Here is a 22,033-nt window from a genome sequence, read left to right on the forward strand (position 1 = left end):
ACCGCAGCAATGCTGTGTGGAGAAACATTGGTCAAGCTACAAAGGGCTCACGGTGGATACCTTGGCACACAGAGGCGATGAAGGACGTAGTTACCTGCGATAAGTCTCGGGGAGCTGGAAACACGCTTTGATCCGGGAATTTCCGAATGGGGCAACCCCTAGAACGGCCAGCTGAATCCATAGGCTGGCTCGAGCCAACCCAGCGAACTGAAACATCTTAGTAGCTGGAGGAAAGGAAAGTAAAAACGACTCCCTGAGTAGCGGCGAGCGAACGGGGACGAGCCTAAACCGATGGTTTCGACCATCGGGGTTGTGGGACAGCAATGTGGACCAGGGACGTTAGAGGAAGCGTTTGAATGGCGCGCCAGAGAGGGTGAAAGCCCCGTACTCGAAAACGAAACTGGCCTAGCTGTATCCCGAGTAGCACGGAGCACGTGAAATTCCGTGTGAATCCGCGAGGACCACCTCGTAAGGCTAAGTACTCCTGTGTGACCGATAGCGCAACAGTACCGCGAGGGAAAGGTGAAAAGAACCCCGGGAGGGGAGTGAAATAGAACATGAAACCGTGAGCTTACAAGCAATGGGAGTCCTACTCATAGGATGACCGTGTGCCTGTTGAAGAATGAGCCGGCGACTTATAGGCACTGGCAGGTTAAACCGGAAATGGTGGAGCCATAGCGAAAGCGAGTCTGAATAGGGCGATCGTCAGTGTTTATAGACCCGAACCCGGGTGATCTAACCATGGCCAGGATGAAGCTTGGGTGATACCAAGTGGAGGTCCGAACCGACTGGTGTTGAAAAACCAGCGGATGAGCTGTGGTTAGGGGTGAAATGCCAATCGAACCCGGAGCTAGCTGGTTCTCCCCGAAATACGTTGAGGCGTAGCGTTTAGTGCTATAGCAGGGGGGTAAAGCCACCGTTTCGGTGCGGGCTGCGAGAGCGGTACCAAATCGATACGAACTCTGAATACCCTGTGTGAAACTAGGCAGTCAGACTGTGGGGGATAAGCTCCATGGTCGAAAGGGAAACAGCCCAGACCGCCAGCTAAGGTCCCTAAATCAATGCTGAGTGATAAAGGAGGTGGGATTGCCCAGACAACCAGGAGGTTTGCCCAGAAGCAGCCATCCTCAAAGGAGTGCGTAATAGCTCACTGGTCGAGCGATCCTGCGCCGAAAATGAACGGGGCTAAGCATTGTACCGAAGCTGCGGATTTAATTGTTCTTAGGAACATTCAAATGGTAGGGGAGCGTTCCATGTGGGGTGAAGCGTTAGCGTAAGCGGGCGTGGACTGCATGGAAGTGAGAATGTCGGCTTGAGTAGCGAAAACATGGGTGAGAATCCCATGCCCCGAAACCCTAAGGGTTCCTCCGGCAGGCTCGTCCGCGGAGGGTTAGTCAGGACCTAAGGCGAGGCCGAAAGGCGTAGTCGATGGACAACAGGTCAACATTCCTGTACCTGTCATGTTTTGGGAAGGGGGACGGAGAAGGCTAGCCCAGCCAGATGTTGGTTACTGGTTCAAGCGTTCGAGGCGTTGAGGAGCGGAGAAAACGCTCTGAGCTGAGGCGTGAGTACGAGCTGCTACGGCAGCGAAGTGGGTGATGTCAAGCTTCCAAGAAAAGCCCTATACCCGTTAAGGCATGATGGCCTGTACCCGAAACCGACACAGGTGGGGTGGTAGAGAATACCGAGGGGCGCGAGATAACTCTCTCTAAGGAACTCGGCAAAATGGCCCCGTAACTTCGGGAGAAGGGGTGCCACCGCAAGGTGGTCGCAGTGAAGAGGCCCAGGCGACTGTTTACCAAAAACACAGGTCTCCGCTAAGTCGCAAGACGATGTATGGGGGCTGACGCCTGCCCAGTGCCGGAAGGTTAAGGAAGCTGGTCAGCGAAAGCGAAGCTAGCGACTGAAGCCCCGGTGAACGGCGGCCGTAACTATAACGGTCCTAAGGTAGCGAAATTCCTTGTCGGGTAAGTTCCGACCCGCACGAAAGGCGTAACGATCTGGGCGCTGTCTCGGAGAGAGGCTCGGCGAAATAGAATTGTCTGTGAAGATGCGGACTACGTGCACCCGGACAGAAAGACCCTATGAAGCTTTACTGTAGCTTGGTATTGTGCCCGGGCTCTGAATGCGCAGGATAGGTGGGAGGCTTTGATCCATGGCTTGCGGGTCATGGTGAGCCAACGGTGAGATACCACTCTTTCAGAGCTAGGGTTCTAACAGCCACCCGTTATCCGGGGGCTGGACAGTATCAGGTGGGCAGTTTGACTGGGGCGGTCGCCTCCTAAAAGGTAACGGAGGCGCGCAAAGGTTTGCTCAGGCTGGTTGGAAATCAGCCGACGAGTGTAAAAGCAGAAGCAAGCTTGACTGTGAGACCAACAAGTCGAACAGGGACGAAAGTCGGCTTTAGTGATCCGACGGTTCTGAGTGGAAGGGCCGTCGCTCAACGGATAAAAGTTACTCTAGGGATAACAGGCTGATCTCCCCCAAGAGTTCACATCGACGGGGAGGTTTGGCACCTCGATGTCGGCTCATCGCAACCTGGGGCTGAAGTCGGTCCCAAGGGTTGGGCTGTTCGCCCATTAAAGCGGTACGCGAGCTGGGTTCAGAACGTCGTGAGACAGTTCGGTCCATATCCGGTGCATGCGTAAGAACATTGAGAGGAGTTCTCCCTAGTACGAGAGGACCGGGAGGAACGCACCTCTGGTGTACCAGTTATCGTGCCAACGGTAAACGCTGGGTAGCCATGTGCGGAGAGGATAACCGCTGAAAGCATCTAAGTGGGAAGCCCACCTCAAGATGAGTGTTCTCATGGCTTAAGCCAGTAAGGTCACGGGAAGAACACCCGTTGATAGGCTCTACGTGGAAGCGCAGCAATGCGTGAAGCGGAGGAGTACTAATAGACCGAGGGCTTGACCAACACTTCGCTCTTGCTGCAGATAGCATGAGCTGTTTGATATTCAGAAGGATTCTGCCAACGGCCTGAAAGGGTGTGTTGATGGGATTCTACTTACCTAGGCAGTTCTCAGGGTTCACCTTGGGGGCAAGAGATTATTTCCTGGTGTTCATGGCACTGTGGACCCACTCCGATCCATCTCGAACTCGGTTGTGAAACGCAGTAGCGGCGACGATAGTTGGAGGGAAGCTTCCTGCAAAAATAGCTCGATGCCAGGATAAAACTCTTGTCCATCCATTTTTGGTTGAGCGCGGCTAGATCTAGCGGCTAGACCAAGACGAAAAGGCCACCGCAAGGTGGCTTTTTTTGTGGTTTGAAATCAAACAATTTAAGCTTGTAACATCGCTAAATTCGCAATCTCCGCTCTGTTCGGGGTCTAAGAATTATCCACGGCAATTGGTGACTCGACACGTTCATCGTGCGCGTAGGGCCCATGAAGTTCCGGCCTTTGCCTCCAGGGCGTTCTCGCTGTTGGTCAGAGATGGCTGGCACAGCGGCTGGGCTGTCGGTGGCGGGCTGGGTTGGCCGATTGATACGCTGGATCTTCTGTTGGGGGGCTGATTGGCATTGATTCTGATCCCAGGTTGCTTACAGTGGTTGAGTACTTCTCAAGATAAGAAATTTACCGGGTTTCCAGACAGATTCGTCAATGGCTGCGTACCGCCTGGCTGGCCTACCGCCTGTGGGATCGACATGGTTGCATTGACCTCAGTGCAGCTTTTGCCTATCACACTCTCCAATCAATCTTTCCTGCCCTGCTGATTGCCCTGGCATTGGCTAGCCGAATCCTGGGACGGGATGAAGGACTGATGGATCAGATCGAAGTCTTTGCTAGTCAGCTGCTACCTGCGACGGCATCACCGTTAATCGAGACAACGATGCGGAAGCTCTACAGCCAGAGAGGCGGAGCTGGCGCTATCGGCGTCATTGCTTTGCTCATCACTTCGACGAATACCTATCTCACGCTGCAGAGAGGTGCCGATCGGCTTTGGGGTTGGAGGCTCTCGGGCTCAGATCGGATGAGCGGAACTTCGTTTCCTTTCCTTGCCGCCATTCGACGTTTCATCACCTCAAGGCTCAAGGCTCTGGCTCTGGTGGGTGTGGCAGCCCTTTTGCTTGTTGTCGACCAGCTCACCAGCCACCTGCAAGTGATCAGCGCCCAAACCTGGGAAGATCTCTTCAATCAACCTCTGCCTTGGCCATTTCAGATCTCGATCCCGATTTCTGATTTTGCCGGTCTTGTGCTCTCGGCATGGGTCTCTTCGTTGGTGGCACTTGCCTTGTTGTTGATCATCCCCTCGCGCATCCACCCGATTCGATCACTGGTTCCAGGTGCCCTTTTGATTGGCCTGGCTTACACCCTGCTCAATGTGCTGGTAGGCCAAAGTCTTGTTTCTCTTGGTGCCAGGTTTCAGGCCTATGGGGTGGTCAGTGGCGTCCTTGTTTTGACGCTCTGGGTCTGGTTGGTGGGGTTGATCCTCTATTTCGGGATGGCTCTCAGTGTGGTGGTCGCCCGTCGGATGCGGGGGGGCGATCCACACCTGAGCTCACGTCATCAAGCTTCCTTGCAGGGGCGAAGATAGTAGTCTCCGCATCCACGTCAATGGCCCGAGCAGGTCTTAGCTTGCGTCCCCTTCCTGCCAGCTTGGCCCTGCTCTGCGCAGGTGTCGGCGCCATGGTGGTGGTTGGATTCCTGACCGTTGCCCTGTTGCCGCTTTTGATGGGTGCCGGCCTGCTGCTTGCCTTGCTGGTTGGAGCTGTGGTTTTTGGTTGGGCTGGTATCGAGGGCTTGGCAGCCTTTGAGCGCTGGATTGAAAATGACCCTCGCTTTCAGCGTTGATGGGCCGTTCCATCCCCTGGTTCTGGATCGGTCTTGTTGCACTGGTGCTCCTTGCTCCAGGCCCGCTGGGACGCTTACTGCTTAATTTTCTTGGCGGACTCACCCTGCTGGTTCTTCTGTTGCCTGTCCTTCTTGCTGGAGTGGGCTGGATTGCCTGGCGGATACTGCGCAGCCGAATCAGGGTTTGTGCAGCCTGCGGTACTGCCACCCTCGCCTCTGGCCAATGTCCAGCCTGTGGGGCCTCATTGGTTTCGCCATCCGCTTCGGGAGATGGCAGTGTCACTTGGGAACCGTTTGCTTCGTCTCCACAACCCTCTGGCGTTGCTCAGATGCTGTTTCGATTTGGAGTGGCCTCTAATCGGGATGACCAGGCTTCTGAATTTGCAACAACTTCCGATCCCTCCTCAGAGATTGACGCTGGCAACGCCACGATTGATATTCCCTCAAGGCCGGTTAACGACGACTAGGCGATCACTCGCAAAATCCTCCTATTAATTTAGCCTCGCCTGGTAACAAACCTGAAGATTGGCTGATGCGTTCAACACAGCTTGGTATTGGACCTAACTCTCCCATTCTTCGGGTTGGATCCCTATTAATTTGAGCTCGGCTAGACGGCGTTCCCTCATCCACAGGAACAGGGGAGCTCCGCAGGCAAAGGCTATCGTGACGCTGCAGATCAAGGGCAGCCACAGCCCCCTGATCTTGAGCCTGCGGCCTTCGACCACCATCCAGATCGTGATAGCCGTGGCCCCGACGAACAGATCCCTGGAGAGTGATTGGGCCGCTGGATTGGCATTGGCCAGCGACACAAATGAGGCGAGATCAAAGTTGTTGCCGCTTGTGCGAATGAAGGCGATGTTCGCCATCCAGGGAAGGATCGCTCCAGCTATCGCCAGGGCTAGATACAGCCACTGCACAACATTGTCGAACGGACTCGTGGATTTGCTCAAGGCTCTTGCTCCAGGTCAGTGATATTCAATTGCATGATCTCCTGCTCCACTCGCCCAAGAATCTGTTCACAGCGCTCGGCGTAGGCCTGTGCCCGCCTATAGAGCTCAGCCATGGTTTCCACTTCCAGTTCATCGGATTGAAGCTGGCTCAAGGCCAGCTCAAGGGCGGTACGAGCCTGGTTGTAGGTCAGTTCCTTGACCTCGGCTTTCCAGCTTTCAACTGTCAGGCTGCCCGTGCCCTGCGCGGAATCCTTGCTGGGGGCCGTGGCGTTTTTTGATACTTGCTTCTTGGCTGGAGGCATGGCTGGTAGGCAGGACTGAAAAGCTGAGCTTGTTGACTGGCTTAGAAGCTGAGACAGAAGTCAGGTTTAGGACGTAGTGGCGGAAGACTGGTGCTCAAGTCGAAGGCTGATCAAGATGAAGGCTGATCGAGGTAAGGGCTGCTCAGGGCGAAAGACTGGCAACAACTTCGGTGATGCGGCTTTCGGCATGGCCATCCGCCCAGTGCAGCTCCACCATGCTGCCGGAGCTCACCTGGTGGACCGATCGCACCAGCTGCCCAGACGGTGTTCGCACCAGGCAAAACCCCCGTTCCAGCAAACGCTGAGGGGAGAGGGCCAAAAGCAAGCGGAGGTCATGGGCCAGCTGTTGGCGTTGACGTTGGAGCAGTAGCTGTGGATGGCATTGGTATAGCCGTTCGCGGATAGAGGTGGTCTGCTGCTGCTCGATGCGTAGCCGCCAGGCGAGCTGGCGGCTGAGCTGTTGCCGGATTGCCGTGAGCTCCTGCTGGGCATGACCCCGATCCGGCAGCAGGGCCACCAAGGCGGCGGTCGGGGTGGCGGCCCTGTAGTCAGCGACCAGGTCCGCAATTGTGGTGTCATCTTCATGGCCCAGGCCGGTGACCACCGGGACAGGGCAGAGAGCCAGCGCCTGGGCCAGAACTTCGCCATCAAAGACGGCCAGATCCTCCCGGCTGCCCCCTCCCCTGGCGAGCACCAAGGCTTCAATGCCAAGTGCTTCGGCTCGCTGGCCAACGGCCAGCACAGCGCGGCAAATCTCCGCTTCGACGGGGCCTTGAACGGGTATCGGCAGCAGGTAGATCTTGGCCGCAGGCCAACGCTCGTCCGCCGTTCGCAGCATGTCGGCGAGGGCGGAGCTTGGAACGCTGGTGAGCAGACCGATCGCGGTGGGTTGGGCCGGTAGAGGGCGTTTACGCCGAGCATCGAACAGTCCCGTTGGCTCCAGCAGCTGCCGCACGCGTTCAAAACGAAGCAGCACGCCGCTGAGACTGGGGCGGATGTCGAGGATCTGGACGCACAGGGAGGCGCGACTGCTCCAGAAATTGAGCTTGCCGACCACCGTGACGCCATCGCCGTCTTCAGGCTTGAAACTGAGCCTTGGCAATACCGAGGCCCACACCACCCCGCTCACGGAGGCGAGCTCGTCGGTCAAGGTCAACCAGAGATGGCCCTTCTTGAGCTGGGCGCGAGAAACCGTGGCCTCTAGCAGGAAGCGAGGAGCAAAGCCCCGCTCGAGCAGCTTGCCGATCGCTTCGTTGAGTTCCGAAACATTGAAGCGGGGCAACCCGCCGGCAACAGCGTTGTCGAAGGGGCGCTCAGTGTTCAAGGCGGCCGTAGCAGAATCCCCAGTAGCAGCTCAGGGAGCCGGCACTGATCGCCACGACTTGGCCGATCCAGTGGTCCAATCGGATCAGGCCCACGGCGCAGATCACCATGGCCGTACTGAGGAGGCGAGATCCATCCCGGCGATTCTTGACGAAAAAAGGAGCCAAGGGTTCCGCACGGCTTGGTTTGCCTGCAGTCTTGCCGATGCCGCCTCGGCTTGCCGACGTCCGCGGCGCTGTCCTCAGCCCAGACCGATCTGGGAGAGGATGCCTTTGCCGGTGAGTAATTCGGTCGCCACTCCGATGACGAAGCCAAGCATGGCCAGTCGGCCATTCCAGGTTTCAGCGAAGTTGACAAAGCCGATGCGCGGCGCTGGGGTGCTGTTTGTCATGGCCTAAAACGTTGCAAAACTGATTTGACTATATCGAATAGTGACGACAGCTTGACAGGTGCAAGAGAAATTCTTTGTTTTCTCAATGCTGCTATTTGCTCCGTCCCTGGGCAGGCAGCCCCTTCTGGATCGCTCAATCCTGAGGCTGTGTTAGCCCCTTTGCTCGGCCCTCGGCGGCCGTTGTACGGCGTTGGCTCAGGGCCGTGGCTGTGGCGTGAAGTGGGTCCTCGGGCCATGGATGTTTCGGATAGCGACCCCGCAGGTCGGCCCGTACCTGCCGGTAACTGCCTTGCCAGAAGCCAGCGAGGTCACGGGTGATCTGGATCGGCCTGCCTGCCGGTGAGAGCAGGTGGAGAGTCACCGCCAACCGTCCCTCCAGAACGGTTGGGGTGAGCGTTGAGCCGAACAGCTCCTGCAGCTTCACGGCCAGAACCGCTTCGCCGTTGCCATAGGCCAGTTCCACCGAGCGACCGGATGGCACGACCAGCTGGCTTGGCAGCAGGCGGTCGAGCTCCTGGCGCCTCTGCCAGGTTTGCCAGCTCCAGAGGGCTTCAGGCAGATTGATTCCGCTCAGATCACTCAGGCTTCGGCATCCTGCTGGCAGCTGCTCGGCCAGCCAGTCAGACAGCGTTGCCAGCAAGGCAGTGTCCGAGCGATCCGGCCAGCTGTCGCCGAGATGGTGGCGGGCTAGGCAGAGCCGCTCCTGAAGCTGGCGGCTGCTTTTGGTCCAGGGCAGGGCGGAAAGCCCCTGCTCGCGCAGCCCCTCCAGCAGCGCGGCCTGGACCTGCTCGATCGGTACGTCGGGCCAGGGCTGCCGGTCCAGCACCAGGGCATCAAGGCGGCGCTCGCGCATGGCTTGAACCCGCTGGGCCTGGCGATCCCAACGCACCACGGCAAGCCGCTGACCTTCCGTGGCAGCGGTGGCCTCCAGCGCCGCGAGGCTCAATGGCAGGGCCAGGAGAATCCGTGCATCCTTGCCGGCCTGATCGACAGCGGCGATGGCCATGGCTTCAGCACCTGCCAGCGGATCCTGGGGGTGGACTCTGGCGCCACAACCATTGCGCATCAGAAAACGTCCACCCCGCTCCGGCCTGGCCAGGGCAACCCGATCGGGGTAGGCCCAAGCGATCAGCTGGGCGGCGCACTCGGCCGTGGGCCTGCGCTCACGGGCCTGAGGCGGTCGATCGGACTGGTCTGTCTGTGGTTCGAGCGGCAGCGGCTGCTCACGGGCTTGATCACGGGCTTGCTGCTCAAGCTGACGCCGCAGCAACTGCCGTTGCTGGCGCTGCGGATTGGCTCCCTTGTGCCGCAACCAATCGAGCCTGAGCAGGAGATCACAGCCCAGTTCCGGCAACGACAGGGGGTCGCGGCCGTCGAGCAGGGCCGCCAGTTCACAGGCCAGGGGAAGTTCGCCAACCTGGCGGGCCTTCAGCAGCATGTGCGCCAGCCTGGGATGGAGGCCAAGCCGGGCCATGGCTTTGCCATGGTGGCTGATCCTGCCGTTGCGCTCGAGGCCACCCAGCTGTTGCAGCAACGCCTGGCCGTTCTCCAGTGCGGCCCGAGGGGGAGGCTCCAGCCATGGCAGCTGTTCCCCGAGCCCAGCACCCCAGAGGGCCAGCTGGAGCACAACGGGAAGCGGATCGGCCTCCTGCAGCCCTGGTGGATCGAAGGCCCGTCGTCGTTGCTGCTCCGCCGCCGACCAGAGCCTGATGCAGCGGCCAGGCTCCAGCCTTCCGGCCCTTCCCTGTCGCTGGGTGGCTGAGGCCTGACTCGCTGCAGTGGTGACCAGCGCGTCCATGCCAGTGCGTGGATTGAAGCAATTGCGCCGGGTCAGTCCGCTGTCAATGACCAGCCGCACCCCCGCGATGGTCAAGGAGCTCTCGGCAATCGAACTCGCCAACACCACCTTCCCGCCCTGGTGTCTTGCCGGGCGGATCGCTGCGGCCTGGTCGGCCAGTGAAAGGATGCCATGCAGTGGGACGACTTCGAGATCTTCCCCCCAGGATCTGGAGCGAATGGCGCCAAGGGCTTCGCGGATCTCCCTCTGCCCGGGCAGGAAGACCAGAACGGTGTCTTCGATCCCCCGTTGATCGAGCCAGTGGTGCTCGAGGGCACGCAGCAGCTGCTCGGGCAGGGATTCCCGCTCCCGTGGCGGTTGATAGTGCAAGTCGACCGGATGGCTGGCCCCTTGGCTGCGGATCAGCTCAGCCTCCGGCAGCTGGCAGGCCAGGGGGGCCAGATCGAGCGTGGCCGACATCAGCAGCAACCGGAGCTCAGGGGCGAGCAGGGGACGCGCTTCGCGCAGCAGCACGAGGGCGAGTTCCGCTTCGCTTCGGCGTTCGTGAAATTCGTCGAAGATCACACAGGCCACGCCGGCCAGAGCGGGATCGGCCTGCAGACGCCTGAGAAACAGCCCGTCGGTGATCACTTCGATCCGGGTGGTGGCGGAACAACAGTGCTCAAGCCGCACCCTGTAGCCAACCCGGTTTCCAACCGCTTCGTTCAGCCCTGCAGCCAGGCGTTGGGCGGCGGCTTTGGAAGCCAGCCGCCTGGGCTGCAGCAGCAGGATCTTGCCGCTTGTCCCCTGACTCTCGAACTGCTCCAGCAAAGCAAGGGGAACCCTTGTTGTTTTGCCGGCTCCCGGTGGAGCCTGCAGCAGCAAGGTTCCACCGGAGGTGAGCTGCCTGAGAACATCAGGAAGGACTTCATCAATCGGCAGCGAGGCGCCGATGGAGGGGGTCAAGAAAAGGAGATCAGCTGACCAGCTCGAGCACCAAGGCCAGCATGACGGTGCTGATCAGCCCGAGGGAAGCCAGCAGCCTGACCAGAGGCCCTATCGACAGGCCCAGGGAGGACATAAAGAAAAACGGAAGACATTGAATGCCATCGTTTTAGCGGCCTCCCCGAGGGCAGACGGTGCGATCGGCCACGCTTTTTCTTGAGGTTTTGATCAGCGCACATGCCGCGCTCCATCGACGGGGTGGTAGTCCTCGCCGGTGGTTTCCTCGTAGACAATCGCTGGCAGTCCCGTTTCGAACATCGTCTGCAGGGCCTCCTTGAGGTAGGGATTCCAGCCCCCAGTGGTGACCTTGCCGTGGCGCACCGTCCAGTCCCAGGTTCCCTGCAGATCCCTGGGGATGCGGCCTTCGCGATCACGGCGGGCCACCAGATCCTGGGATTCCACGAGACCCACCAGGATCGGGTCTTTGCCGTAGGCGGGCGTGATGCTCAGCTCCAGCCTGACGGGGTCGTCCTTGGTTAAGTGGAGCCTGAAGCGGGGGGGCAACTTAAGGCTGCGCAGCACGGCTGCCACGATTCGGGTTCTCTGGTCCAACGTTTGGCCTCCGCCTGGAATCTGGTCTGCCCCATGGTTGTACCAGTTAGCGCGACCTGATCAGGCCATGAACCAGCTGGATCGGCACTGGCTGGAGCCCATTCAGTTGGTATCCGGGGGCACGGCAGAGCCCTCACTCTCACTGCTGAAACGCACGGTCATCAGGTCATCACGGATGAGTTGGCCGTCGCTGCCGATCAGTTCCGGGTGAATCGTCAAGCGTCCGGTGCGGTCGGCGTCTTGGGGACTTGGGCTTGGGAGGTTGTTGCTGCCGGTGCCATCACCCTGGCGAGGAACGGACGTGAAGCCCCGCGCCATCACCTGAAAGGCCTGGACGAGCAACAGCAGGAAGCAGGCTCCGTAAAGCAGGGGAAAAATCTGGTCCATGGGCGACACCATTCAGGGAGAAACAAATCAGGCCGACTCAATCAGGCCGGAGCTATTGGGCTGGCTGTGGCCTCTGCTGCCATCATTGCCTGGATGAGGCGCTTTGGGCGAGCCTCCAGGCCCACAGGCTGCTGCAGGCCGCTCCAAAAGCCAAAAAGAGGAGCAAAAGCGAGCTGGTATCCATGTCGATTAATAAATCTTCTTAAAGATTAGGCCCAAAGCCGCTGCAGCGTGGCAGGCCCTGTCAGGTGAGTGCTTCGGCTTGGCCGCGCACTTCGTCACATCTTCTGCGCCCTTTGTTCTCCCTTGGTTACGGCGTCTGCCGTTACGGTCGAGACAGTTGTTAGCTGTTCTCTATCAGTGGATCTGCGAAACATCCCGCGCCACGCCCTGCTGCCAGTGCTGCCCCTGGCCCTGGTGATCGCTTCCCCTGCCCTGATTCAGAGAGCCGACACGGCCCAGGCCCAGCAGGCCCCACGCAGCTCTGGGCTCTCCCGCCAGTCGTTCGTTACCGAGGCCGTCAACCGGGCGGGCCCTGCGGTGGTGACGATCGACACAGAACGGACGGTCACCAGCACCGGGCGCTCAAGGTTTCCCTCCCGGCTGATGGCAGACCCCCTGTTTCGGCAATTTTTTGGAGCGCCTCAGGCCCAACAACGCCCCAGCCAACGCACCGAGCGGGGCCTGGGCAGCGGTGTGATCTTTCAGGCCGACGGTCTGGTTCTCACCAATGCCCACGTCGTTGAGAAGAGCGACCGCGTTTTTGTGGGCCTCAAAGATGGACGTCGGGTGGAGGGCAAGGTGGTGGGCCTCGATTCGTTGACGGATCTGGCCTTGGTTCGCCTGATGGAGCCTGGACCCTGGCCGGTGGCCACCCTGGGCAATTCCGACGCCCTTCAAGTCGGGGATTGGGCGATTGCTGTCGGCAACCCGTTTGGGCTCGACAACACCGTGACGATGGGAATCATTAGCAACCTGAGTCGCAATGTCAGCCAGCTGGGGATCACCGACAAGCGTCTTGATCTGATTCAGACCGATGCGGCGATCAATCCAGGCAATTCCGGTGGGCCCCTGCTCAATGCCGATGGAGAGGTGGTGGGGATTAACACGCTGGTGCGCTCAGGCCCGGGAGCCGGGCTTGGCTTCGCAATCCCGATCAACCGTGCCCGCAGCATTGCCACCCAACTGCTGGCGACCGGATCGGTCAGCCACCCGATGATCGGCGTTGGCCTTGATCAGGCTCCTTCTGACCAGGGGCGTGGGGGCGGGCAGGGCGCGCTGGTTCGTTCCGTCCTGCCCGGCAGTCCCGCCTCACAAGCGGGTCTGAGACCAGGAGACGTGATCGTCTCCGCAGCGGGAACCCGGGTACCGGGGCCGGCTGAAATGATTTCGGCAGTGGAAAAAAATGGCGTCGGTAAGCCGATGGCCATCGGTATCCTGCGGGGTGGGTCCAGCCTGCAATTGCAAGTGATCCCAACTGAGATTGCCAGGTCCAACGAAGGCCGCTGAGGGAGATTCGGCGGCCTTAACTGGCTTCAACCGTCTTCAGAGAATGTCGGTTGCGCCGAAGGGAGGCTGGCTTTGCGGCTGAGTGGCTGGGCCCTCATCAGCGGGGGATGGTTGTTCGGACTGTCTCTTTGCTACGGCTGCGGCCAATCCCGGCGGAGTCCCCAGTTGTTGGCGCATCATCCACTCGGTGGCTGCCCGCTGGGACTGCCAGGCGTGCAGGAGCTGCTTCGCCAGACCACGCAGGGACTGGGCATCGCCTGTGGAATCGATGGCGCGTGTCATGCGCTCCAATTCAAACTTTTGACCCAGGCTGAGGGCGAGCGGTTCGGACATTCCAGGCATCGCGGTGGGGCTTTGAATCCACCTTAATGCTACGAAGTGTTTCGAGTGCTCTCGTAGCAACCGGCACACAGGTAAGGAATTCCTGTCAGGATGCCGCCACTTCGGCGGTGGTCCGGACCGCTTGGCTCTGGGTTTCAGTTGTTCGTCCGCAGCTCCTCCACGCAGGCGGTGATGCAGGTGCCGTCATCAAGGGAGCAGGTGGTGATGCATTCGAAGTAGGTCTCAACGGAATCCCACGCCTGATCGGCAGGAGCGGCAGGGGCAGGATTGAGATCGGCAGAGCCAGAGGAAGAACCGATGGGGGTGTTCATGGGAGGGATGCCCTAGTGGATTCCGTCAGGCTATGAACACCATTGGTGAAACACCAGAGAATTGAATATTTCTATTCACCGCTTGATGAAGTTATTTGTGCAAGCGCTTCAGCCCTTTGACTTGCTTCTGGCGGCGCGGGCTTTCTGCTTCTCGCGGTTGGCGCTCTTTTTGGCCTCCTGCAGCGAGGCGGTGGCGGCCGCCAGGCTCAGTTCCGCCTCTTCGGCCTTCTTGGCCTGGTAATAGGCGTAATCGCCGCGGTAGAGCACCAGCTCGCCGTCGCGGATCTCGACGATCCGGTTGGCCACCCGCGAGATGAAGTAACGGTCGTGGGAGACCAGCAGGGCCGCCCCTTCGTACTCACGCAGGGCGTCTTCGAGCATCTGTTTGGCAGGGATGTCGAGGTGGTTGGTGGGCTCATCGAGCACCAGCAGATTGCAGGGAGAGAGAAGCATCAGGGCCAGGGCGAGCCGTGCTTTCTCGCCACCGCTGAGTTTCCCTACCTCCTTGAACACCGCGTCGTTGCTGAAACAGAAACTGCCCAGCAGGGAGCGCACCTGGGTCTGGGTCCAATCCGGCACGGCCTCGAACAGGGTGTCGATCACCGTTTTGCCCAGATCCAGGGCCTCGGCCTGGTTCTGCTCGAAATAGCCGGCCACCACGTTGTGCTCCCCCAGTTGGGAGGTGCCCTCGTCGGGCTGCTCCAGCCCCATGATCAGGCGCAGCAGGGTGGATTTGCCTGCCCCATTGGGTCCCACGAAAGCGATGCGATCGCCCCGCTCCACTTCCAGGCCGGCGCCGAGAAACAGGATCGACTCGCCGTAGGCGTGGCTGAGGTTCTCGATCAGGGCTACCTGGCGCCCGGAGCGGGGGGCATCGGGAAAGCGGAACTTGGGGCCGGAGAGGCTCTCCACCGGGGCCTCGATCCGGTCCACTTTCTCCAGCAGTTTCTCGCGGCTCTTGGCCTGGGTGCTGCGGGTGGCACTGGCCCGGAATCGGTCGATGTAGGCCTGCTGGCTGGCCAGCTCCTTCTGCTGCCGGTCAAAGGCCGACTGGCTGGCCTCCCGCTCCAGCTGTTTCTGCTCCAGGTGCTGGCTGTAGTTGCCCAGATAGGTGCGGGCGATGCCGCGCTCGGTGGCCACGATCTGGTTGCAGACCCGATCGAGAAAGGTGCGGTCGTGGCTGACGACCACCAGGGGCACATCCCGCTCCACCAGGTAACCTTCCAGCCACTGGATGGTTTCCACATCCAGGTGGTTGGTGGGCTCATCAAGCAGCAGCAGGTCAGGGTCCTGCAACAGGATCTTGCCCAGGGCGATGCGCATCTGCCAGCCGCCTGAATAGTCGCCCACCGGCAGATCAGCCCCGCCGGGGGTGAAGCCGATCGTGGGCAGCAGTTTGTCGATGCGGGCTTCGAGTTCGTAGCCATGCAAAGACTCAAAGCGGCTGTGCAGCTTGCCGAGCTCCTCAATCAGCTCGTTGAGATGCTCTGGATCGCTGGCAGCCTGCTCACTGGCCATGGCGTGCTCCACCTGGTGCTGGCGGATCAGCACGTCGGCCGCTTCGCCGAAGGCCTGGAACAGTTCTTCGCGCACCGTTCGCGTCAGATCCACGTCGAACTCCTGCTTCAGGTAGGCGATGCGCGGATCGCCCTGGCGCACCACCTGGCCGCTGCTGGGCTCCTCCAACCCGGCGATCAAGCGCAGCTGGGTGGATTTCCCGGCTCCATTCACACCCACCAAGCCGATGCGGTCGCCCGGCTTCACCTCCCAGGTGACATCCCGCAGCACCTCGCCAGTGGGATAAAGCTTTGATACACGTTCCAGACGAAGCACAGGAAGGGGACTATCTGGGGATCTTTGCTTCCATCATCCCTGCCCGCTGATCCTTCGTCAGCCGCTTGGGCGATCACTCCCTTCACTCAGACTGGAATTCATTCGGCGCGGCTGCCCATGCTGGTCAAACGTCTGGAGCAATTGGCTGCCTTGGTGGTGGCCGCAGGGTTGGCGCTGGTCAGTTACTGGCTGTTTTTCAGTTGGGCCCAGGGAGATCGGGCTCCACGGCCGCAGCCTCGGCTGACTCCGCCAGCCTCGGCTCCATCTCCAGCCTCTGGTTCTTCTTCTGGACCTTCCTCAGCAAGCCCGACGGCGAGGCCCTAGAGCCCGCCTCTGGCCTTGATCAGCCATTGCTTGGTGTCGTCATCGAGGGAGGCGAGATGCTCCTTGACAGCAGCTTCTGAAACGGGCAAATCCCAGTCTTGGCCAAGGGCGAGGATCGTGTTGATGGTTCCCTTGGGATCTTGAAGAGCCTGCCTGAACAGGGTTTTCGTGAGCTCCTCATCGGCTCTGATCCGTTCGTAGAGGCGAGCGGCATTGGTTTCGGTCATGGAATGGCTCTGGGGCGGCCACGCTGAACGCTGGCCAGACCCTATGGGTGGGTGCCCTGTTTTCACCAAGTTCCGAGCCGGTTGTTGGATTTTGGCAACATGCCACGGCCTGATGCCACGGCCTGATGTCCTGGCCTACTCAGGCGGCGCAGGGTGGTTCGACCTCGAGATGGGCAACGGCGGAGGTGTCTTCCACTTCCATGCTGCGGGCATCAAGGCAAAGCACCTTGCGCAGTTGAGCGTAATTAGCGGCCAGGGGCTGGTGTCCTTCCTGGTTGGCGGCGTATTCGGCCCGCTGCAGGATGTGGTGGAGATGGGTGAGCAGGTAGGTGCTGATCACCGCTGAAACCTGCACATCGCTCTGTCCGGCGACCCTCTGTTCGGCGCTGCGCTGGCCCGAGCCCCTCTGGCCGCTGGCCTTGGCCGTGGAGTTGTTGGCCTTGCTGGTGGCGCCACGAGCTGCTGATCTGACAGCCGCTGACCTGCCCCGTGCCGGCTTGGTGGCCGCTGGATTGCTTGTGTCCAGATTCGTGCTTGCGGCCGCCCTAGCGGGCTGGCCTGACGACGCGGAGCCAGCGGCCTTGTTCACTGCTGCGGTACCCATGCTTTGGAGCCCGGCTCGCTCTGGGTTGCCGAGGGCCTGGCGTGCGGACTGGGTGGAGGCCTTGCTCATGGCGGGACTCATCAAGGTGCCTATGGCAGGTAGGCAGATGGGCTCAAGCATAGTGCTGGATAGTATCCCTGGGGATCTCTGTACACTCAGTGGTACTTCGTCTGATCCCTGAGGCCTTGGCCACCCGTCAGACCTCTACGAGCGGCCGGCCCAAGTCCCCTCGGGTCCAGGTGGTGCTTCCGGAAGATTTATGTGAGCGCCTCAATGCGGCCGCAGACAGTGAATCCCGCACGGTCAGCAACATGGCCAAAGTGCTGATCCAGCAGGGTCTCGATCGCCTCGATCAGGCCCGCCAGACCCAGGCTGGCGTTGGGGCTCTGGCCAAGGAAAAGGCGGTTGATTCAGCCATGCCCGCCGAGCGCTTCCGCACGGTGCTCGAGCAACAGGAGCTTCAGACGCCGAGACGATTGCGCGGTTTGCCGAAACGTGTGCGTCTGTACCGCCCCAGCCGTTGAGCGGCTCCCGGGTGAGCGCAGACCCCGAGAACTGCTGCCTGCTCCGCTCCGGTCACGGAAGGCAGGGATCCGTGGTGTTCCTGCTGATGCCACCAGGCCAGCAGGGCGAAAGCAAGAGCTTCCCGGTCTGTTTCGCCGATGCCCAGATCGGCCAGTGGCCGCACCCAGAGGCCCCGGCAACGGTGGCGAAGCTGGTTGATCAAGGTGCCATTTCTGGCCCCACCCCCGGCCACGACCAATTCGAGCGGCCCGGGGCCTGGGCTGCGCGCCAGGTCAGCGGCCACCACTGCGGCGCTGAAAGCGGTCAGCGTTGCCAGGGCGTCGGACTGGGCCTGGTGATTGTCCAAGGTGCCGCAGGCGCCGGCGAGAGTGGCCAGCCGCTGGTTCAGGTCGTCTTCGCCGAACACTTCTCGCCCGGTTGATTTTGGTGGCGGAGTCTGGAAATAGGACTCGGCCAGCCAGCGCCGAATCACGTCTTCATGGACGCGGCCCTGGGCGGCCCAGCGGCCATCGGCATCAAAGCGTTGCTTGCCCTGGCTGAAACGATTCACCGCCAGGTCGATCAAGGTATTGGCCGGGCCGCAGTCCCAGCCGAGCACGTCACTGAACCGCTCCGGTCCCGTCGCTGGAGGCAGCAGGGTCAGGTTGGCGATGCCGCCGAGGTTGAGCAGGGCACGCCAGCCGCCGATCGCTGGCAGTAGGGCGGCATCGGCGGCCGGCACGAGCGGTGCCCCATGGCCACCGAGGGCGAGGTCGTGGCTGCGCAGATCAAAGACCACCGGGCGCTGCAGCAATTCAGCCAGCAAGGGAGCCTGGAGCAGCTGCCAGCTACACCCCCGCCGCAAGCCATCAGGTGGGCGATGCCAGAGGGTCTGACCGTGACAGCCCACCAGGCTGGCGAGGCCGTCCGGGTCGCAAAGGCGGGCGCAGTCAGCCTGGACTTCGGTCACGGCTTCAGCCAGGTTCAGCACCGTGGCCGCCGTGGCTGCCTGGCCCTGGCCGATGGAGATCAGTTGCTGCTGAAGCGCTTCTGGATAAGGAAGGAACTGGCTCTTGAGCAGGCGCCAGCGGGGGCGGGCTCTGGGGCCGGCGAACGACACCAGAACGGCGTCAACACCATCGGCGCTGGTGCCGCTCATCAAGCCCAGAACCGTGGTTGGCTTCACGTCTGGGGCAACCCTTCAAGAGCCTTGATGGTTCCCATCACCACCAGCAGGTCACCCTCGCTGAGCACATGGGACGCGGGTGGATTCACCGACAGATTGTTCACAGGCCCGGCTGCCAGGAGGTTCACTTCGTAGTTCTTGCGCAGGTTCAGATCGCGCAGGGATTGGCCGATGAACGACTGGGGAACCTTGATCTCTTCGATGCTGTTGCGATCGTCAAGGCGGAGGCGATCCAGCAGGTTGGGGCGCATCAGCTGGCGACCCAGCTCCTCGCCCTGCATCCGCGAGGGAAACACCACCTTGTCGGCGCCGACGCGGCGCAGCATTTTTTCGTGAAGGTCGGTGGTGGCCCGGGCGATCACCTGTCTCACCCGGCTGCCGTCGCTGTCCTTGACGATCAAAGTGGCGGTGATGCTGGCTTCGATCGGTTCACTGATGCCGATCACCACGGTGTCGAGTTCAAGCACTCCGGCGGCCCGCAGGGCCTCCTCTTCCGTGCAGTCGAGCACCCGGCCTTCGATGGCCGGGTCCACCTGGCGGAGTTCATCGATGGCGCGCTGGCTCCTGTCGACAACCAGCACATCGGCCCCACAGCGAACCAGTTCCTTACTGACGGCCCGGCCAAAACGGCCGGCTCCGATCACCGCAAAGCTGTTCGGTTGGCTTGAGGAAATCCCCTGCCATTGCCACCAGTTGGTCATCGAGCGTCGGAGAGGCAGGCGTCATTCTGAAACCTGCCCGATCCCGGCGGCATGGTGAGGGCGTCCAAGCCAACCGAAACCTGCCGAAGGGGAGGCTCAGCGATTGGGCTGGGGTGTGGTGCGCAGGTAGGGCTTGATCTCCGTGACTCCCTTAGGGAATTTCACCCGGGCATCGTCGGTGGAAATCGAAGGCACCACAACGCAGTCTTCGCCGTCCTTCCAGTTCACCGGCGTGGCCACCTGGTGGTGGTCGGTGAGCTGGAGGGAATCGATCACCCGCAGAATCTCATCAAAGTTCCGGCCGGTGCTGGCGGGATAGGTGATCTGCAGCCGCAGTTTCTTGTTCGGATCGATGATGAACACCGAACGCACGGTCAGATTGTTGAGGGCCTTGGGATGGATCATCCCGTACAGCTCGCTCACCGATTTATCGGCATCGGCCAGGATCGGGTAATCGACGCTGGTGCTCTGGGTTTCGTTGATGTCGCCGATCCAGCCCTTGTGGCTTTCGGCGGAATCAACGCTCAGGGCGATGGTTTTGACGTTGCGCTTCTCCCACTCCGGGCGCAGCCGCGAGACTTCGCCCAGCTCGGTGGTGCAGACCGGGGTGTAGTCGGCGGGGTGCGAAAACAGCACGACCCAGCTCTCTCCGGCGTAGTCGTAGAGGTTGATCGGGCCCTGTTGCGAATCCTGGGTGAAATCGGGAACGGTGTCACCGAGCTGAAGGGCCATGGAACAAAGAAGAATCAGCTTCCTATGCTGCCACAACCGCTACAGCCCATTCTGGTGCGTGGTTCGGCGTTGAAAGCAGGGCTGCCTACAAGCCTGTCTCAAAGGTTGAACTGCCGGCAGATCAGCCAGGGCACCAGGACGGTCATCAACAGGGTCAGCGGGAATCCGTAGCGGGCCACATCAAGGAAGCGATAGCGACCTGGACCGAAAACCATCAAGTTGGTCTGGTAGCCCACGGGGCTGAGAAAGCTCTGGCTGGCACCGAACAGCACGGCGAAGATGAAGGCCATCGGTGGCATCCCGAAGCCGATGGCCACCTTGGCCGCTATCGGGATCACCATCGCAATGGTGGCGGCATTGCTCATCACCTCCGTCAGCAGGGTGGTGAACAGGAAAATGGCAGCCAGGGCCCAGTAGGCCGGCAAGTTGCGCAGGCCATCAAGCAGCGTATTGGCCACGGCTTCGGCCAGTCCGGTCTTCTCGAGGGCGACGCTGAAGCTGCTCAGGGATCCCAGCAGCAGAATCACATCAAGCCGGATGGATCGCAGCATTTCACCGGTGCGCAGGCAGCCGGTGGCCACCATCGCCACGGTGCCCAGCAGCACCGACGCCACCAGAGGCAGCACCTTGAAGCTGGGCAGGAGGATCACCAGCACCGCGATGAGGATCGCCACCCCTTTGCGGCTCACGGTGGGCAGATCGTCCTCGATCTGCTCGAGAACGATCAGGTCATTGGTGCCCTGCAGGCCTCGGATGGCGTCTTGGGGGCCTTGCAGTAGCAGCACGTCGCCTTCCCTCAGGGTGGCCTTGCCAAGCCGCTCGCGCAGAACCACATTGCCGCGACGCAGTGCCAGAACGGTGGCGTTGTAGCGCTGGCGGAAGCGCAGTTCTCGCAGGCTCTGGCCCGCCAGGGTCGAACCTGCGGGTAGCAGAACCTCCACCATCCTCAGATGGCTCAGCTCCTGGGGAGCCAAGACGTCGTCTGCGGCTTCAGGAACGGGAGCCAGAACGATGGTGCGCTCCTGTTGCAGCCGAAGCAGGTCGGCGCGGGTGCAACGCAGCACCAGGCGATCGCCTTCCATCAAGCTGCGGTCGGCCAGCGGTGGGGTGTGACGCTCCTCCTGGCGATGGAGTTCGAGCACGTCGACGTCGAAGCGACGCTGCAGGCGGGTGCGATGCAACGACTTGCCCACCAGCTCCGAGCCCGGGGGGATCAGTACTTCGGTGAGATAGCCGCTGAAGCTGCCCACCAGGTCGTTGTTATTGGCGCCGCGATCCGGCAGGAAGCGGTCGGAGAGCAGCACCATGGTGAGGCTGCCCGCCAGCCAGACGCCAATGCCGATCGGCGTGAATGTGAACAGATCGAAGCTGCCGTAGCCGAGTTTGCTGCTCACTTCGCTGGCCAGCAGGTTCACTGAGCTGCCGATCAGGGTGAGTGTTCCCCCCAGAACCGTGGCAAACGAGAGCGGCAGCAGCACCTTCGAGGGAGAGATGCCGCGGCGATGGCACCAGCCCTCGATCACCGGCAGCAGGGAGGCCACGATCGGTGTGTTGGGCACGAAGGCTGAAACCGGCGCCACCAGAGTGGTGAGCAGCAGAATCATGCGCTTGGGGCTGCGGACCGCATCGGAGCCGATCAGCCCTCGGAGCTGATCGAGGCCACCGGAGCGAAACAGGCCGGCAGAGATCGCGAACAGACCCAGCACCGTGAGCAGGGCCGGACTGCCGAAACCCTCCAGAGCTTCTCCAGGCTGGAGCACGCCCGTGGCCATCAGCAAGCCGACGACCAGCAGACCGGTGACTTCCGGGGCCAGCCATCCGCTGATGAACAAGACCATGGAGCCCACCAACACCACCAATGTGATCAAGGCGTCAGGCGCCAAGGCGGTTTGGAGGAAGGCGTTCAATGAGCTGAACGTTATGGATGATTGAATCTACTGTTGAGCCTTGGAACCCAGTCTTCAGTGTCGGGATCCTGATCAAATCCCAAGGACTTGATATAAGTTTGATTGCAGCTAGAGGCTGGGTAAATGCACCGAACGGTGATCGCCGTTTGGTGCATTTGCCTTCGTGATTGCCGATGAAGTTCAGGCAGTATCTGATCGTCTGCTGGCATGGTTGCGTCGCTGGCTTGACGTTCGTTCAGGCCAGAAGCGTTGCGCAGGTTCAGGAACAGGATTCTCCCCTGAGACTGGCTAAATTGGTTGGTTGTTGCGCTCTTGCTATGGCCGCGACGTTGGTTCGGCCATGGGTTGGTTCGGCTATGGGCCAACGGGGGCA

The 22,033-nt window shown here is 60.9% G+C and carries 21 protein-coding genes and 2 rRNA genes; 7 read left to right on the plus strand and 16 right to left on the minus strand.

Translation table 11 applies throughout. The features are described from left to right. The first annotated feature begins 29 nt into the window (after positions 1–29). The 4 genes from BM449_RS09485 to BM449_RS09500 all read left to right on the plus strand — a co-directional run bounded on the left by BM449_RS09485 (position 30) and on the right by BM449_RS09500 (position 4,793). Positions 30–2,917 (plus strand): 23S ribosomal RNA (locus tag BM449_RS09485). 137 nt (positions 2,918–3,054) lie between these two features. Then, positions 3,055–3,171, plus strand: a 5S ribosomal RNA gene (gene rrf / locus BM449_RS09490). 483 nt (positions 3,172–3,654) lie between these two features. Next, positions 3,655–4,536: a YihY/virulence factor BrkB family protein gene (locus tag BM449_RS09495; RefSeq protein WP_255448134.1), complete on the plus strand. Its 882-nt coding sequence runs from the start codon at positions 3,655–3,657 to the stop codon at positions 4,534–4,536. A 41-nt stretch (positions 4,537–4,577) separates the two neighbouring features. Further along, a complete protein-coding gene (locus BM449_RS09500; RefSeq protein WP_233830607.1) occupies positions 4,578–4,793 on the plus strand; it encodes a glypican in 216 nt (71 codons plus the stop codon). A 560-nt stretch (positions 4,794–5,353) separates the two neighbouring features. Here the strand turns inward: BM449_RS09500 and BM449_RS09505 are convergent. The 8 genes from BM449_RS09505 to BM449_RS09535 all read right to left on the minus strand — a co-directional run bounded on the left by BM449_RS09505 (position 5,354) and on the right by BM449_RS09535 (position 11,480). Next, positions 5,354–5,743, minus strand: coding sequence for a DUF2834 domain-containing protein (locus tag BM449_RS09505; RefSeq protein WP_071801023.1), 390 nt, complete (start codon positions 5,741–5,743; stop codon positions 5,354–5,356). Then, positions 5,740–6,045 carry an exodeoxyribonuclease VII small subunit gene (gene xseB / locus BM449_RS09510; RefSeq protein WP_083544499.1) on the minus strand — a complete coding sequence of 102 codons (306 nt, stop codon included), beginning with the start codon at positions 6,043–6,045 and terminating at the stop codon, positions 5,740–5,742. Before xseB ends, BM449_RS09505 begins: the two co-directional genes overlap by 4 nt. 142 nt (positions 6,046–6,187) lie before the next feature. After that, positions 6,188–7,369, minus strand: a complete 1,182-nt coding sequence (gene xseA / locus BM449_RS09515) for an exodeoxyribonuclease VII large subunit (RefSeq protein WP_071801024.1) — start codon at positions 7,367–7,369, stop codon at positions 6,188–6,190. Then, a complete protein-coding gene (locus tag BM449_RS15020; RefSeq protein ID WP_162922866.1) occupies positions 7,359–7,535 on the minus strand; it encodes a hypothetical protein in 177 nt (58 codons plus the stop codon). Before BM449_RS15020 ends, xseA begins: the two co-directional genes overlap by 11 nt. 74 nt (positions 7,536–7,609) lie before the next feature. Next, positions 7,610–7,759 (minus strand): chlorophyll a/b-binding protein, encoded by a 150-nt coding sequence (locus BM449_RS09520; protein WP_071801025.1) that lies wholly within the window; start codon positions 7,757–7,759, stop codon positions 7,610–7,612. A 133-nt stretch (positions 7,760–7,892) separates the two neighbouring features. Then, positions 7,893–10,502 (minus strand): ATP-dependent helicase HrpB, encoded by a 2,610-nt coding sequence (gene hrpB / locus BM449_RS09525; protein ID WP_233830610.1) that lies wholly within the window; start codon positions 10,500–10,502, stop codon positions 7,893–7,895. A gap of 207 nt (positions 10,503–10,709) precedes the next feature. Beyond that, positions 10,710–11,093: a hypothetical protein gene (locus tag BM449_RS09530; RefSeq protein ID WP_071801026.1), complete on the minus strand. Its 384-nt coding sequence runs from the start codon at positions 11,091–11,093 to the stop codon at positions 10,710–10,712. Between the two features lie 102 nt (positions 11,094–11,195). Beyond that, positions 11,196–11,480, minus strand: coding sequence for a DUF2973 domain-containing protein (locus BM449_RS09535; RefSeq protein WP_233830613.1), 285 nt, complete (start codon positions 11,478–11,480; stop codon positions 11,196–11,198). A 435-nt stretch (positions 11,481–11,915) separates the two neighbouring features. Here BM449_RS09535 and BM449_RS09540 point away from each other — a divergent pair, with 435 nt between their 5' ends. Then, positions 11,916–12,989, plus strand: coding sequence for a trypsin-like peptidase domain-containing protein (locus BM449_RS09540; protein ID WP_233831310.1), 1,074 nt, complete (start codon positions 11,916–11,918; stop codon positions 12,987–12,989). Positions 12,990–13,465: 476 nt separating this feature from the next. Here BM449_RS09540 and BM449_RS15025 read toward each other — a convergent pair whose 3' ends face one another. Both BM449_RS15025 and abc-f read right to left on the minus strand, forming a co-directional pair. Continuing rightward, positions 13,466–13,642 (minus strand): hypothetical protein, encoded by a 177-nt coding sequence (locus tag BM449_RS15025; RefSeq protein WP_162922867.1) that lies wholly within the window; start codon positions 13,640–13,642, stop codon positions 13,466–13,468. 108 nt (positions 13,643–13,750) lie between these two features. Further along, positions 13,751–15,475 (minus strand): ribosomal protection-like ABC-F family protein, encoded by a 1,725-nt coding sequence (gene abc-f / locus BM449_RS09550; protein ID WP_071801029.1) that lies wholly within the window; start codon positions 15,473–15,475, stop codon positions 13,751–13,753. Positions 15,476–15,592: 117 nt separating this feature from the next. Here abc-f and BM449_RS15435 point away from each other — a divergent pair, with 117 nt between their 5' ends. After that, positions 15,593–15,799 (plus strand): hypothetical protein, encoded by a 207-nt coding sequence (locus BM449_RS15435; RefSeq protein ID WP_071801030.1) that lies wholly within the window; start codon positions 15,593–15,595, stop codon positions 15,797–15,799. Here BM449_RS15435 and BM449_RS09560 read toward each other — a convergent pair. Further along, entirely contained in the window at positions 15,796–16,026 is a 231-nt protein-coding gene (locus tag BM449_RS09560; protein WP_071801031.1) for a hypothetical protein, read from the minus strand. The two genes, BM449_RS15435 and BM449_RS09560, sit on opposite strands and share 4 nt — an antisense overlap. Positions 16,027–16,165: 139 nt before the next feature. Beyond that, positions 16,166–16,552 carry a hypothetical protein gene (locus tag BM449_RS15440; protein WP_233831314.1) on the minus strand — a complete coding sequence of 129 codons (387 nt, stop codon included), beginning with the start codon at positions 16,550–16,552 and terminating at the stop codon, positions 16,166–16,168. Between the two features lie 263 nt (positions 16,553–16,815). Between BM449_RS15440 and BM449_RS09570 the strand changes: the two genes are divergently transcribed. Continuing rightward, positions 16,816–17,154, plus strand: coding sequence for a hypothetical protein (locus BM449_RS09570; RefSeq protein WP_071802171.1), 339 nt, complete (start codon positions 16,816–16,818; stop codon positions 17,152–17,154). On the opposite strand, the gene BM449_RS09575 is transcribed toward BM449_RS09570, so the two are convergent. The 4 genes from BM449_RS09575 to BM449_RS09590 all read right to left on the minus strand — a co-directional run bounded on the left by BM449_RS09575 (position 17,091) and on the right by BM449_RS09590 (position 21,591). Next, positions 17,091–18,320: an anhydro-N-acetylmuramic acid kinase gene (locus BM449_RS09575; protein WP_071801032.1), complete on the minus strand. Its 1,230-nt coding sequence runs from the start codon at positions 18,318–18,320 to the stop codon at positions 17,091–17,093. The two genes, BM449_RS09570 and BM449_RS09575, sit on opposite strands and share 64 nt — an antisense overlap. After that, positions 18,317–19,021 carry a TrkA family potassium uptake protein gene (locus tag BM449_RS09580; RefSeq protein WP_071801033.1) on the minus strand — a complete coding sequence of 235 codons (705 nt, stop codon included), beginning with the start codon at positions 19,019–19,021 and terminating at the stop codon, positions 18,317–18,319. Before BM449_RS09580 ends, BM449_RS09575 begins: the two co-directional genes overlap by 4 nt. 96 nt (positions 19,022–19,117) lie before the next feature. Further along, positions 19,118–19,753, minus strand: coding sequence for a peroxiredoxin (locus tag BM449_RS09585; protein ID WP_071801034.1), 636 nt, complete (start codon positions 19,751–19,753; stop codon positions 19,118–19,120). Positions 19,754–19,851: 98 nt separating this feature from the next. Then, entirely contained in the window at positions 19,852–21,591 is a 1,740-nt protein-coding gene (locus BM449_RS09590; protein ID WP_233831316.1) for an SLC13 family permease, read from the minus strand. Between the last annotated feature and the right edge of the window lie 442 nt (positions 21,592–22,033).

Origin of the sequence: Synechococcus sp. SynAce01, assembly GCF_001885215.1 — a bacterium.
Lineage (GTDB): Bacteria > Cyanobacteriota > Cyanobacteriia > PCC-6307 > Cyanobiaceae > Regnicoccus > Regnicoccus frigidus.